11 protein-coding genes and 1 pseudogene are annotated in these 13,806 nt (G+C 69.9%); 3 read left to right on the top strand and 9 right to left on the bottom strand.

The features are described 5' to 3' along the window. Positions 1-12: 12 nt before the first annotated feature. Complete coding sequence (gabT, locus tag AQI95_RS30405) at positions 13-1,347, top strand: 4-aminobutyrate--2-oxoglutarate transaminase (RefSeq protein ID WP_067130902.1); 1,335 nt, start codon at positions 13-15, stop codon at positions 1,345-1,347. An 87-nt stretch (positions 1,348-1,434) separates the two neighbouring features. After that, positions 1,435-2,301 (top strand): annotated as a pseudogene (locus AQI95_RS50190) (phosphatase PAP2 family protein); the annotation flags it as partial. Between the two features lie 52 nt (positions 2,302-2,353). Here AQI95_RS50190 and AQI95_RS30400 read toward each other — a convergent pair. The 8 genes from AQI95_RS30400 to AQI95_RS30365 form a co-directional block, all read right to left on the bottom strand. Continuing rightward, on the bottom strand, positions 2,354-4,204 hold the full coding sequence (locus AQI95_RS30400) for a chitinase (protein WP_067130899.1): 1,851 nt from the start codon (positions 4,202-4,204) through the stop codon (positions 2,354-2,356). Between the two features lie 84 nt (positions 4,205-4,288). Next, complete coding sequence (locus tag AQI95_RS30395) at positions 4,289-4,741, bottom strand: hypothetical protein (protein ID WP_067130896.1); 453 nt, start codon at positions 4,739-4,741, stop codon at positions 4,289-4,291. Between the two features lie 125 nt (positions 4,742-4,866). Beyond that, on the bottom strand, positions 4,867-6,297 hold the full coding sequence (locus AQI95_RS30390; protein WP_067130893.1) for an NAD(P)/FAD-dependent oxidoreductase: 1,431 nt from the start codon (positions 6,295-6,297) through the stop codon (positions 4,867-4,869). 35 nt (positions 6,298-6,332) lie between these two features. Next, positions 6,333-7,133, bottom strand: coding sequence for an ABC transporter permease (locus AQI95_RS30385; RefSeq protein ID WP_067130890.1), 801 nt, complete (start codon positions 7,131-7,133; stop codon positions 6,333-6,335). Beyond that, positions 7,134-8,060 carry an ABC transporter permease gene (locus AQI95_RS30380; protein WP_067130887.1) on the bottom strand — a complete coding sequence of 309 codons (927 nt, stop codon included), beginning with the start codon at positions 8,058-8,060 and terminating at the stop codon, positions 7,134-7,136. Then, on the bottom strand, positions 8,060-9,211 hold the full coding sequence (locus AQI95_RS30375) for an ABC transporter ATP-binding protein (RefSeq protein ID WP_067131096.1): 1,152 nt from the start codon (positions 9,209-9,211) through the stop codon (positions 8,060-8,062). The genes AQI95_RS30380 and AQI95_RS30375 overlap by 1 nt, the downstream gene beginning before the upstream one ends. 8 nt (positions 9,212-9,219) lie before the next feature. Continuing rightward, complete coding sequence (locus AQI95_RS30370) at positions 9,220-10,467, bottom strand: ABC transporter substrate-binding protein (RefSeq protein ID WP_067130884.1); 1,248 nt, start codon at positions 10,465-10,467, stop codon at positions 9,220-9,222. A 105-nt stretch (positions 10,468-10,572) separates the two neighbouring features. Beyond that, positions 10,573-12,108: a gamma-aminobutyraldehyde dehydrogenase gene (locus tag AQI95_RS30365; RefSeq protein WP_067130881.1), complete on the bottom strand. Its 1,536-nt coding sequence runs from the start codon at positions 12,106-12,108 to the stop codon at positions 10,573-10,575. Positions 12,109-12,318: 210 nt separating this feature from the next. On the opposite strand from AQI95_RS30365, the gene AQI95_RS30360 reads away from it, so the two are divergent. Continuing rightward, the gene (locus tag AQI95_RS30360; protein WP_067130878.1) at positions 12,319-12,885 is read left to right on the top strand and encodes an NADAR family protein; all 567 of its coding nucleotides are present in this window, start codon (positions 12,319-12,321) and stop codon (positions 12,883-12,885) included. Positions 12,886-12,920: 35 nt separating this feature from the next. On the opposite strand, the gene AQI95_RS49220 is transcribed toward AQI95_RS30360, so the two are convergent. Next, positions 12,921-13,748, bottom strand: coding sequence for a DUF4190 domain-containing protein (locus AQI95_RS49220; protein ID WP_244188896.1), 828 nt, complete (start codon positions 13,746-13,748; stop codon positions 12,921-12,923). Positions 13,749-13,806 lie beyond the last annotated feature (58 nt).

The following is a 13,806-nucleotide window of genomic DNA, read 5'->3' as shown; positions in this document are numbered from 1 at the left end:
CAGGGAGCCCTCATGACCGCACTTCCGCAGGAGCGCCGCGTCGTCACCGCCATACCCGGCCCGAAGTCGCAGGAACTGCAGGCCCGCCGTACCGCTGTGGTCGCGCAGGGCGTGGGCTCGGTGCTGCCGGTCTTCACCGCCCGCGCGGGCGGCGGGATCATCGAGGACGTCGACGGCAACCGGCTCATCGACTTCGGGTCCGGTATCGCCGTGACCTCCGTCGGCGCCTCCGCCGAGGCCGTCGTACGGCGCGCGTCCGCCCAGCTGGCCGACTTCACCCACACCTGTTTCATGGTCACCCCGTACGAGGGGTACGTCGAGGTCGCCGAGGCGCTGGCCGAGCTGACGCCCGGTGACCACGCCAAGAAGTCCGCGCTGTTCAACTCCGGCGCCGAGGCCGTCGAGAACGCCGTGAAGATCGCGCGTGCGTACACCAAGCGGCAGGCCGTGGTGGTGTTCGATCACGGGTACCACGGGCGGACCAACCTGACCATGGCGCTCACCGCCAAGAACATGCCGTACAAGCACGGCTTCGGGCCGTTCGCACCCGAGGTGTACCGCGTGCCGGTGGCGTACGGCTACCGCTGGCCGACCGGTGCGCAGAACGCCGGTCCCGAGGCCGCCAAGCAGGCCATCGACCAGATGTCCAAGCAGGTCGGCGCCGACAACATCGCCGCGATCATCATCGAGCCGGTCCTCGGCGAGGGCGGCTTCATCGAGCCGGCCAAGGGCTTCCTGCCGGAGATCGTGAAGTTCGCCAACGACAACGGCATCGTCTTCGTCGCCGACGAGATCCAGAGCGGCTTCTGCCGGACCGGGCAGTGGTTCGCGTGTGAGGACGAGGGGATCGTCCCGGACCTCATCACGACCGCGAAGGGCATCGCGGGTGGACTGCCGCTGGCCGCGGTGACCGGGCGTGCCGAGATCATGGACGCCGCGCACGCCGGTGGCCTCGGCGGCACGTACGGCGGCAACCCCGTCGCCTGTGCGGGTGCGCTCGGCGCCATCGAGACCATGAAGGAGCAGGACCTCAACGGCAAGGCCAAGCGCATCGAGGAGGTCATGAAGGGCCGCCTCACCGCCATGGCCGAGAAGTTCGACATCATCGGTGACGTGCGTGGCCGCGGTGCCATGATCGCCATCGAGCTGGTCAAGGACCGCACCACCAAGGAGCCGAACCCGGAGGCCACCGCCGCGCTCGCCAAGGCCTGCCACGCCGAGGGCCTGCTGGTCCTGACCTGTGGCACCTACGGCAACGTGCTGCGCTTCCTGCCCCCGCTGGTCATCGGCGAGGACCTGCTGAACGAGGGTCTCGACATCATCGAGCAGGCGTTCGCGCGCATCTGAGCAACCCGTCCGGGCGACTCGTCCGGGCAGGGTTCGTCCTCCGGAAGGCGCCTCAGGCAGGCCGTGTGAAGAAGGTGTGCGGGGTGGATGACGGGACTCGATTCCGTCTGCCCAACCGCCTCGGCCTGCCGTAGGTTCTACCCAGATGAGAGATACACCCCGTCCACAGGGGACTGTGGGCGATTTCAGGCCGGGGCCTCCCCAGCTTCGACCTGGTCGTGCCCTCGCGCACACAACCGGCGCCTGACGGCTCCGGGATCTCCTCACCGATCGGACGGTCGCCGCCCCAAACCCCCCGGGGCGCGCGACGTTCCGGTCCGGTCGGCCGCCCCGGAACCACCCCCCCCTGTTCCTGGGCGGCCGACCTCCTTCCTCCGCGGCGCAGAAGAACCTGCCAAGCTGGGCATCGTGTCCGCCGCAGTCCGCCGTGCCTCGCTCCTCGGCCCGCCCGCCGTGCTCTTCGCCCTGCTCACCTGGCAGGTCATGGCCCACGGCCCGCTGCTGCGGCTGGACTCCCGCCTCAGCCGCGCCCTGGTCCGTCCGGACCGGTTCTCCGAGATCCTCTCCGACCTCGGGAACATCCAGATCGCCGTGCCGGTCCTCGTGCTCGTCATCGGATACGTCCTGTGGCGGGGCCGCGCCGCCGGTGTGCCGCGATGGTGGCTGCCGCCGCTCGCCGCGGCCGTCCTGATGGCACTGGTCCCGGCGATCGTCGTACCGCTCAAGGACTGGACCGCTCGGCCGGGGACCCCCGTGGTGCCCCCGGCCGTCGGCTATTTCCCCTCCGGCCACACGGCGACGGCGGCCGTCGCCTACGGCTCCGCGACCCTGCTCCTGCTCCCCTGGCTGCGCTCCACGGCCGCCCGCCGGAGCCTGGTCGGCGGCTGTGCGGCCCTGGTTCTCGGGGTGTCGTACGGCCTGGTCCGCCATGGCTATCACTGGCCGTCGGACGTGGTGGCCAGCTGGTGTCTGTGCACCGTGCTGCTGACCACCCTCAGCCTGGTGATCAGCCGAAGTACGCGTCGAAGGTCTTCTGGAACTCCCAGTTCGAGTAGCGGTCCCAGTTCACCGACCACGTCATCAGACCGCGCAGCGCGGGCCAGGTCCCATGGGTGGCGTACGAGCCGCAGTTCGTCTTCTTCGTCAGGCAGTCCAGGGTCTTGGTGACCTCGGACGGCGCCACGTAGCCGTTGCCCGCGTTGGTCGAGGCCGGCATGCCGATGGCGACCTGGTCGGGGCGCAGGGGCGGGAAGACGTTGTTCGGGTCGCCGGCCACCGGGAAGCCGGTGAGCAGCATGTCGGTCATGGCGATGTGGAAGTCGGCGCCGCCCATGGAGTGGTACTGGTTGTCCAGGCCCATGATCGGGCCGGAGTTGTAGTCCTGGACGTGCAGGAGGGTGAGGTCGTCGCGCAGGGCGTAGACGACCGGGAGGTACGCCCCGCAGCGCGGGTCCTGGCCGCCCCACTTGCCGGTGCCGTAGTACTGGTAGCCGTTCTGCACGAAGAACGTCTCCGGCGCCATGGTCAGCACGAACTTCGAGCCGTACTTGGCCTTGAGGGTCTTCAGGGCGGAGATCAGGTTCACGATCACGGGTGTCGTGGGGTTCTTGAAGTCCGTGTCGTTCGTGTCCAGCGACAGCGAGTGGCCCTCGAAGTCGATGTCGAGGCCGTCCAGGCCCCAGGTGTCGATGATGTTCGAGACCGAGGAGACGAAGGCGTCACGGGCCGCGGCCGTGGTCAGCTGGACCTGGCCGTTCTGGCCGCCGATGGAGATCAGCACCTTCTTGCCGGCCGCCTGCTCGGCCTTGATGGCCGCCTTGAAGTCGGCGTCGGACTCGACGTTCGGGCACTCCGTCACCGGGCAGCGGTTGAAGCGGATGTCTCCCGAGGTCGGCGAGGTGGGCTCGCCGAAGGCCAGGTCGATGACGTCCCAGCTGTCGGGGACGTCGGCGAGGCGGGTGTAGCCGGAGCCGTTGGCGAAGCTGGAGTGCAGATAGCCGACGAGGGCGTGGGCGGGCAGGTCCGTCGAGCCGCCTCCGCCCCCGCCGCCCGCGCCGGTCGTGGCGGTCACGACCGCCGACTTCGCGGACTCGCCGGCGCCGTTGCTCGCGGTGACCTGGAAGCCGTACGCCGTCGAGGCCGACAGTCCGGTGACGGTGGCCGACGTGCCGGTCACCGTCTGGGACCTGGTCCCGTCGCGGTAGACCGTGTAGCTCGTGGCGCCGCTCACCGCCGACCAGGACAGGGCGACGGAGGACGAGGTGACGGACGCGGCCGTCAGCCCGGCGGGCGGGGCGGGCGGCTGCCCGGTGCCGCTGCCGCCCGGGCCGACCAGGGTGATGTCGTCGGCGTAGTAGGCGCCGGTGCCGTACCAGCCATGGGTGTAGACGGTCACCTTCGTCGTGGCGGCGCCGGTGGTGAAGGTGGTGGTCAGTCTCTGCCAGTCGGGGGCGGACTGGGTCCAGGTGGAGACGTCGGTGGTGCCGGTGCCGTTCGCGCCGAGGTAGACGTAGGAGCCGCGGACGTACCCCGACAGCGTGTAGGTCGAGTTCGGCTGGACGGTGACGGTCTGCGCGCACTGGGCGTCGTCGCTGCCGGCGGGGGTCGCCTGCAGTGCGGAACTTCCGCTGTGCACAGGCGCGTCGACCGTCGTCGCGGCCGTGCAGGTCCAGCCGTCGAGGCCGGACTCGAACCCGCCGTTCGTCGCGAGGTCCGCGTCGGCCGCACGGGCGGCCGACGAGAGCGCGGTGATGCCGGGCACGGCCAGCAGGGCGGCCGTGAGCAGAGCGAGGACGGATCTCGGACGTCGTGCGCGCGAGGAGCGCGGGGCGCGCGGGACGCGTGGGGCGCGATCCACAAGGGCCTCCGGTGTCGGGGGAGTTGGAGGGTGGAGCGCACTCAACTTGGTCCAGACCAATCCTGTTGTCAAGGTGTCCGGGTGCTATCCGTCCCCGTCCCCGGCCAGCCGTGCCGCCGCCTCGTGCATGGCCAGCTCCAGCAGTGCCGGGTCGGTCAGCGTGCCGGCGCCGTCCGGCGGCACCAACCAGCGCACACCCCGGGTCGCCCGGCCGGGGTGCGGTGCGACGATCCAGGTACCGGGGCCCGCGGTGCGGATGCCGGTGCCGAGCCAGCGCGCCGCGGTGCCCGGCGGCACGAAGAACCCGACCCGGTTGTCGCCGAAGTCGGCGAGCACCGGGCCGGGTTGGTCGAGGACCCGGGTCAGCACGTCCAGGGTCGGGTAGCCGAGGTCGCCCGGCAGGATCAGCACGTCCCAGGCCCTGCCCGCGGGCAGCAGCGCGACCCCGAGGGGGTTGCGCTCCCATTCCCAGCGGCAGGCCTCGGGGTCCGGTGCGACGGATGCCAGCCACTCGACGGCCGTCTTCGCCCCAGCCATGAGAAGGCCTCCCTCATCTCTCGTCCGACCGTCCTGCGCGGTCGTGTCGAAAGGAGAGAGGGAGGCCTTCCGGGGGCATTACGCGGGATCCGCACACCCTTTGGAGTGACCTGGGTCACATGGGCTCAGCTGTCGAAGCCCAGCCCCAGCCGGTCCATCGCCCGCAGCCACAGATTGCGGCGACCGCCGTGCGCGTCCGCACGGGCCAGGGACCACTTGGTGAGGGCGATCCCGGTCCAGGCGAACGGCTCGGGCGGGAACGGCAGCGGCTTCTTGCGGACCATCTCCAGCTCCGTGCGCTCGGTGCGCTCCCCCGCCAGCAGGTCGAGCATCACGTCCGCGCCGAAGCGGGTCGCGCCCACGCCGAGGCCGGTGTAGCCGGCGGCGTACGCCACCTTCCCCTGGTGGGCCGTGCCGAAGAACGCCGAGAAGCGCGAGCAGGTGTCGATCGCGCCGCCCCACGCGTGTGTGAAGCGCACGCCCTCCAACTGCGGGAAGCAGGTGAAGAAGTGCCCGGCGAGCTTGGCGTACGTCTCCGGCCGGTCGTCGTACTCGAGGCGCACCCGGCCGCCGTAGTGATGGATCGCGTCGTAGCCGCCCCACAGGATCCGGTTGTCGGCGGACAGCCGGAAGTAGTGAAACTGGTTCGCCGAGTCGCCGAGGCCCTGGCGGTTCTTCCAGCCGATCGACGCCAGCTGGTCGGTGCTCAGCGGCTCGGTCATCAGCGCGTAGTCGTAGACCGGGACGGTGAAGGAGCGCACGCGGCGCAGCAGGCTCGGGAAGATGTTGGTGCCGAGCGCGACCCTGCGGGCGCGGATCGTGCCGTACGGGGTGCGTACGGCCATGCCGGCGCCGTACTGCTTGAGGGTCAGCGCGGGCGTGTGCTCGTAGATGCGCACGCCGAGCTTCAGGCAGGCCTTCTTCAGGCCCCAGGCCAGCTTGGCCGGGTGCAGCATGGCCACGCCCCGGCGGTCCCACAGGCCCGCCTCGAAGGTGGGCGAGGCGACCTGCTCGCGCACGGCGTCGGCGTCGAGGAACTCGATGCCCTCCGCGAGTCCCTTCTCCTCCAACTCCCGGTGCCAGTCGCGCAGTTCCCAGGCCTGGTAGGTCTCGGTGGCGACGTCGATCTCACCGGTGCGCTCGAACTCGCAGTCGATGCCGTGCCGGGCGACGGCGGCCTCGATCTCGTCGAGGTTGCGCAGGCCCAGCTCCTGAAGCCGGCCGATCTCGTCGAGCCAGCGACTCAGGCCGTTGGGCAGGCCGTGCGTGAGAGAGGCGGCGCAGAAGCCGCCGTTGCGGCCGGAGGCGGCCCAGCCCACCTCGCGGCCTTCCAGCAGCACCACATCGCGCTGCGGGTCGCGCTCCTTGGCGTTGAGCGCGGTCCACAGTCCGCTGTAGCCACCGCCGACGACCAGCAGGTCGCAGGTCTCGGCGGTGGTGAGGGCGGGCTCGGCGTCGGGCTTGCCAGGGTCTTCCAGCCAGTACGCGACCGGCTGGGCTTCGGAGAGAGAGGCGATCCAGTTGTCTTTTCCACGACTCATGGCGCTTGGGGCCATGATTTCAACTCCCTACGAGGGCTTTCTTGAAAGGCCTATGCCTTTTGCTTGTTACGGCGGCTGCTGATGACCATGGAGGCCAGTGTGATGAACACGGCGACCAGGAACATGGCCGTACCGATCACATTGATCTGAACGGGCGTTCCGCGCTGGGCCGAACCCCAGACGAACATGGGGAAGGTGACGGTCGAGCCCGCGTTGAAATTGGTGATGATGAAATCGTCGAAGGAGAGCGCGAACGACAGCAGCGCGCCCGCGGCGATTCCGGGTGCCGCGATGGGCAGGGTGACCCGCACGAAGGTCTGCACGGGGCCGGCGTACAGGTCCCGGGCGGCCTCCTCCAGGCGCGGGTCCATCGACATCACTCGCGCCTTGACCGCGGTGACGACGAAGCTGAGGCAGAACATGATGTGCGCGATCAGGATCGTCATGAAGCCGAGCTGTGCGCCCATGTTGAGGAACAGGGTGAGCAGCGAGGCGGCCATGACGACCTCGGGCATCGCCATCGGCAGGAAGATCAGTGAGTTGACGGCGCCGCGGGCGCGGAAGCGGTAGCGGACCAGCGCGAACGCGATCATCGTGCCGAGGATCGTGGCGCCGACCGTCGCCCAGACGGCGATCTGGAGGCTGATGGACAGCGAGCCGCACATGTCGGCGACGCCGCACGGCTGCTTCCAGGCGTCCAGGGAGAACTGCTGCCACTCGTAGTTGAAGCGTCCCTTCGGCTTGTTGAAGGAGAACAACGTGACGATGACGTTGGGCAGCAGCAGATACGCGAGCGTCAGCAGCCCCGCGATGACGACGAGATGGCGCTTGAGCCAGGTGACGAAGGGCATTTAGACCAGGTCCTCCGTCCCGGACCGGCGGATGTAGATCGTGACCATGGCCAGGATGGCGGCCATGAGGATGAAGGACAGGGCCGCGGCCGTCGGATAGTCCAGAATGCGCAGGAACTGCGTCTGGATCACGTTTCCGATCATGCGCGTGTCGGTCGAGCCGAGCAGTTCGGAGTTGACGTAGTCACCGGCCGCGGGAATGAAGGTCAGCAGTGTTCCGGAGACCACGCCCGGCATCGACAGCGGGAAGGTGACCTTGCGGAAGGTGGTCCACGGCCTGGCGTACAGGTCGCCGGCCGCCTCGTGCAGCCGTCCGTCGATCCGCTCCAGCGAGGTGTACAGCGGCAGGATCATGAACGGCAGGAAGTTGTACGTCAGACCGCACACCACCGCCAGCGGTGTGGCCAGCACCCGGTCGCCGGCCGTCCAGCCGAGCCAGTTGGTGAGGTCCAGGACGTGCAGCGAGTTCAGGGCGTGCACGACGGGCCCGTTGTCGGCGAGGATCGTCTTCCAGGCCAGGGTGCGGATCAGGAAGCTGGTGAAGAACGGCGCGATCACCAGGATCATGATCAGGTTCCGCCAGCGGCCCGCCCGGAAGGCGATCAGATACGCCAGCGGGTAGCCGAGCAGCAGGCACAGCAGCGTCGCGGCGGCCGCGTAGAAGACGGACCGCAGGAACTGCGGCCAGTACTCGCTGAGCGCGTTCCAGTACGTGACGAAGTGCCAGGTGACCTTGTAGCCCTCCTCCAGCGAGCCCGTCTGCACGGACGTGGAGGCCTGGTAGATCATCGGCAGCGCGAAGAAGACGACCAGCCACAGCATGCCGGGCAGCAGCAGCCAGTACGGAGTGAACCGGCCGCGCTTGCGCGGGGGCTCGGCCTCCTCGGCGGGGGCGAGCGGGGGTGGTGCCTCGGTCAGCGTCGACATCAGGCGGCCGCCTCTTCCTCGGTGCCCGCGTCGATGTCCTGGGTCGCGTCCAGGCCGAAGGTGTGGGCCGGGCTCCAGTGCAGGACGACATCGGCGCCGGGCACGAGCCGGCCGTCGCGCTCGACGTTCTGGACGTACACCGCGAGTTCGTCGCAGACGGGGCTGTCGATCACGTACTGGGTGGAGACACCGATGAAGCTCGCGTCGGCGATCTTGCCGGTGAGGCGGTTGCGGCCCGCGGGGATCTCGCCCGCGTCGTCGGCGTGCGTGAGGGCGATCTTCTCGGGGCGGATGCCGACCAGCACCTTGCCGCCGGTCTTCGTGGGCGCCGAACATCGCGCCTTCGGCAGCAGGAGCTTGCCGCCGCCGGCCTTGAGCACGATGTCGTCCCCGTTCTCCGTGTCGACCTCGGCCTCGATGAGGTTGGAGGTGCCGAGGAAGTTCGCGACGAAGGTGGTGTTCGGGTTCTCGTACAGGTCGGCCGGCGAGCCGAGCTGCTCGACGCGGCCCGCGTTCATCACGGCGACCGTGTCGGCCATGGTCATGGCCTCCTCCTGGTCGTGCGTGACGTGCACGAAGGTGATGCCGACCTCGGTCTGGATGCGCTTGAGCTCCAGCTGCATCTGGCGGCGCAGCTTGAGGTCGAGGGCGCCGAGCGGCTCGTCGAGCAGGAGCACCTTCGGGTGGTTGATGAGGGCGCGGGCCACGGCCACGCGCTGCTGCTGGCCGCCGGAGAGCTGGTGCGGCTTCTTGCGCGCCTGCTCGCCGAGCTGGACCAGCTCCAGCATGTCCTCGACCTGCTTCTTCACGCTCTTGATGCCGCGCCGGCGCAGGCCGAAGGCGACGTTCTCGAAGATGTCGAGGTGCGGGAAGAGGGCGTAGGACTGGAAGACCGTGTTCACCGGCCGCTTGTACGGCGGCAGGTGGGTCACCTCCTGCTCGCCGAGATGGACGGCGCCCGTCGTGGGCTCCTCCAGGCCGGCGATCATGCGCAGGGTCGTGGTCTTGCCGCAGCCGGAGGCGCCGAGCAGGGCGAAGAAGGAGCCCTGCGGAACGGTCAGGTCCAGCGGCTGCACGGCGGTGAAGCCGTTGTCGTACGTCTTGCTGATACCGGAGAGGCGGACGTCGCCGCTGTTGTCTGGTGTCGTCATCGTCGTCGTCACGCCCCTGTGAGCTTCGAGAACTTCTGCTGGTAGGCCGTCTCTTCCTTCTGCGTGAGCGCGCGGAAGGCATGGGACTTCGCCTGCATGGCCTTGTCGGGAATGATCAGCGGGTTGTCCGCCGCCGATTTGTCGATCTTCGCAAGATAGGGCTTGACTCCCGCGACAGGGCTCACGTAGTTGATGTACGCGGCGAGCTGGGCGGCGGGCTCGGGCTCGTAGTAGAAGTCGATGAGCCGCTCGGCGTTCGTCTTGTGGCGCGCCTTGTTGGGGATGAGCATGTTGTCGGTCGACGTCATGTAGCCGGCGGCCGGGATGACGTAGCCGACGTTCGGGTTGTCCGCCTGGAGCTGGACGATGTCGCCGCCCCAGGCCACACACGCGGCGAGGTCGCCCTTGGTGAGGTCCGACGTGTAGTCGTTGCCGGTGAAGCGGCGGATCTGACCCTTGTCGACGGCCTTCTGGAGGCGGGCGATCACCTTGTCGTAGTCGTCGTCGGTGAACTTCGCCGGATCGATGCCCATGTCGAGCATGGTCATGCCGACGCTGTCGCGCATCTCGGTGAGGAAGCCGACGCGGCCCTTGAGCGCGGGGATGTCGAGCAGGTCGGAGATCGACTTCACCTCGACGCCGCCGAGCGCCTTCTTGTTGTAGGCGATGACGGTCGAGATGCCCTGCCAGGGGTAGGAGTAGGCGCGGCCCGGGTCCCAGTCGGGGGCGCGGAACTGGTCCGACAGGTTGGCGTAGGCGTGCGGCAGGTTGGACGGGTCCAGTTTCTGGACGTACCCGAGGCGGATCATGCGGGCGGCCAGCCAGTCCGTGAGCACGATGAGGTCACGGCCGGTGTCCTGACCGGCGGCGAGCTGCGGCTGGATCTTGCCGAAGAACTCGTCGTTGTCGTTGATGTCCTCGGTGTACTTGACCTGGATGCCGGTCCGCCGGGCGAAGGTGTCGAGCGTGGGGTGGCGCTTGGTCTTGTCGTCCACGTCGATGTACTCGGGCCAGTTGGAGAAGTTGACGACCTTCTCCTTGGCCGAGTGGTCGTCGGCGGAGACGCCTCCTTGCGTCTTGGTGGCCGCGGGGATCCCGCAGGCGCTCAGCGCTCCCAGTCCGCCGACCGTGAGCGCGCCGCCCGCCGAGGCGCGCAGCAGCGACCGCCGGGTCATGGCGGCCCGGCCGTTACGGAGACTGCGCCGTACGGCGGCGGCTTCGGCCGACGTCAGGCGGTCGGGCTCGTTCTGCTCCATGCGCGTGGTGCCCTTTCGGAGGATGGGTCGGCCTGGTCGGGCCGGGTCGTCACACCCGGCGGCAGCCGCTTTTGGTGATGTCCGGCTGTCGCCGGGCGGCGACTGCTACCGGTCCCCGAAGATCGTGCGGTGCCAGTCCTTGCGGGCCACCGCCGTATTGTCGAACATTACGTGTTTGACCTGCGTGTACTCCTCGAAGGAGTACACCGACATGTCCTTGCCGAAGCCGGAGGCCTTGTAGCCGCCGTGCGGCATCTCGCTGATGATCGGGATGTGGTCGTTGATCCACACGCAGCCCGCCTTGATCTCGCGGGTGGCGCGGTTCGCTCGGTACACGTTCGTGCTCCAGGCGGAGGCGGCGAGGCCGTACGGGGTGTCGTTGGCCAGCCTGATGCCCTCATCATCACCGTCGAACGGCAGTACGACCAGTACGGGACCGAAGATCTCGGACTGGACGATCTCGCTGTCCTGGGCGGCGTCGGCGATCAGGGTCGGCCGGTAGTAGGCACCCTTCCCCAGGTCGCCCTGCGGCGCCTCGCCGCCGGTCACCACGCGCGCGTAGGCACGCGCACGGTCCACGAAACCGGCGACCCGGTCCCGCTGGACGTGGGAGATCAGCGGGCCGAGGTCGGTGCCCGCGGCGAACGGATCCCCGAGCCGCACGGTCTCCATCAGCGCGGCGGTCCGCTCCACGAACGCCTCGTAGAGCGGTCGCTGCACGTACGCGCGCGTGGCGGCCGTGCAGTCCTGGCCGGTGTTGATGAGCGCGCCCGCGACCGCGCCGTTGGCGGCGGCCTCCAGGTCGGCGTCGTCGAAGACGACGAAGGGGGCCTTGCCGCCCAGTTCCAGATGCAGCCGCTTGACCGTGGCGGTGGCGACCTCGGCGACGCGCTTGCCGACGGCGGTGGACCCGGTGAAGGAGGTCATGGCGACGTCCGGGTGGCCGACGAGGCGCTCCCCCGCCTCCTTCCCGGTACCGGTGACGATGTTGATCACGCCGTCGGGAAGACCGGCGTCCGTGGCGGCCTGCGCGAAGAGCAGCGAGGTGAGCGGGGTCAGCTCGGCGGGCTTGAGCACGATGGTGTTGCCCGCGGCGATCGCCGGGAGGATCTTCCAGGCGGCCATCTGCAGCGGGTAGTTCCAGGGCGCGATGGACCCGACGACACCGATCGGCTCGCGCCGGACGTACGACGTGTGGTCGCCCGAGTACTCACCGGCGGACTGCCCCTGCAGATGCCGGGCGGCGCCCGCGAAGAAGGCGGTGTTGTCGATGGTCCCCGGCACGTCGAACTCGCGGGTCAGCTTCAGCGGCTTGCCGCACTGCAGGGACTCGGCGCGGGCGAATTCCTCCGCGCGGTCGGCGAGGACGGCGGCGAAGCGGTGCAGGGCGTCGGAGCGCTCCCCCGGGGTGGCCGAGGACCAGCCCGGGAAGGCCTCACGCGCGGCGGCGACGGCCGCGTCGACGTCGTCGGCGCCGGCCAGCTCGTAGACGTACACCCCGTCGCCGGTGGCGGGGTCGACCACGGCGTGGCTGCGGCCCGAGGTGCCCTTGGCCGGCTTTCCGGCGATGAACTGCGCGCCCTCGGCGAATCGCTCCTGCGCGGGGAATCGTTCCGGGGTGGCGGTGCCCGGGTTCTGCATGTCGCTCTCCTCCGCCGTTCGCCCCGTCCCGGGGGGTGGGTGGCGTAGCTCCAGCTCGATTTGAGTGCCGATCCTGACAGAGCAATAGGACTCCAACAAGTGATTCCGTTGTTGCCTTTTGGTTACGCGACGAAATCTGTCGGACCAGATGTCGAGTCGGAACGGAAAAGGGCGGACGGAATGTCAGTGGTGCGTGCCAGACTCGCGTGCATGGGGAAGATCGACGGGGTGGAAGCCCTGATCAGCGAGGTCCGCGCCGGGGCGAGGGTGAGGTACCTGCACTTCTGGGGGCACCGGCCGAGGCCGGACGGCCGCATCGGCGCGAGCTGTCTGAGCCAGTGGTGGCCGTCACCCTTCGTGGTGGACGGGGTGGAGTACGCGACGGCGGAGCACTGGATGATGGCGGGCAAGGCCCGGCTCTTCGAGGACGCGCAGGGGGAGCGCCGGGTGCTGGCCGCGGAGCATCCCGCCGAGGCGAAGAAGGCGGGTCGCCTGGTCAAGGGCTTCGACCCGGCGACATGGGAGCGCGAGCGCTTCCGGATCGTGGTCGAGGGCAGCGTGCACAAGTTCACGGCCGACGCGGCGCTCCGCGCGTTCCTTGTGGGTACCGGCGACCGGGTCCTGGTGGAGGCGAGCCCCGTGGACCGGGTGTGGGGCATCGGTCTGGCGGCCGACGACGAGGCGGCGTCGGATCCAGAGCGGTGGCGGGGGCCGAACCTCCTGGGTTTCGCCCTCATGGAGGCGCGGGAGGCCCTGGCCGGGAGCAGGACGGACTGACGCCGTCCAGGCCATCGTCTTCGGCGCCCTCGACCTCAGGTGCCGGCCGCGATGACGAGGGCGATGAAGCCCACGGCCAGGACGATGCCCGCGCCGCCGCAGATGAGGCCGGCCAGGGCCATGCCGGGGTTCGTGGCCTCGCCTCGACCGGCCTTTCCGCGGCCGAGGGCGCCGAAGATGATGGCCAGGACGCCCAGCACCAGGGCCACCGGCCACAGCAGGAAGCAGACGGCCGCCAGGATGCCCAGCACCAGCGAGGCCGTACCCATGCCGTTGCTCGGCATCGGCTGCGTACCGGGCCAGCCGTAGCCGTAGCCGCCCGCGGACGGGTAGGGGCCGGCGTAGGGCGGCTGCGGCCGGCCCGGGTAGCCGTACGCCGCCGGTGCGCCGGGGTAGCCGTACGGCACCTGGCCGGGGCCGTCGGGGGCGATGGGCGGCGGGGGCACCGGCTCCGGGCCCGTGTACTGCGCGGCGGGCGGGGCGTAGGGGGTGGCGGGGGGCTGCGATGCGTAGGGGGTCGCGGGGGCGGCCGGCGGGGCGTACGGGTTCAGGGGCGGCGTGGCCGCAGGGGGTGCGAACGGGTTCGCCGGCGAGGGGGCGGAACCGGCGGCCGGCGGGGCCCAGGGCGAGGGTACGGCGGGGGTGTCCGGGGCCGCGGGCAGTGAGGTCAGTGTCTGCTGGTAGTGGAGGGACGCCCCACCCGCGGTCGAGTCCGGGCCGGACTCGGGTATCGCGTCCCGAACCGCGTCCGGCCGCTCCTCCCGCTCCCCCGGCCCCTTGCCCAGGGACACCCGGGGCGGCGTCGGGCTCGCTCCCGCAGGCCGGTTCTCCTGTGGCGTGGGCAGCGGCGCCTCGTCGGACATGGTGATGGACCCCTCTACTGGCTGTGCCGCCATGCTAGGCGCAGGCGGAGGCGGGGCG

The organism is Streptomyces yokosukanensis (assembly GCF_001514035.1).
Lineage (GTDB): Bacteria > Actinomycetota > Actinomycetes > Streptomycetales > Streptomycetaceae > Streptomyces > Streptomyces yokosukanensis.
This window is presented reverse-complemented; position numbering and strand designations above follow the sequence as displayed.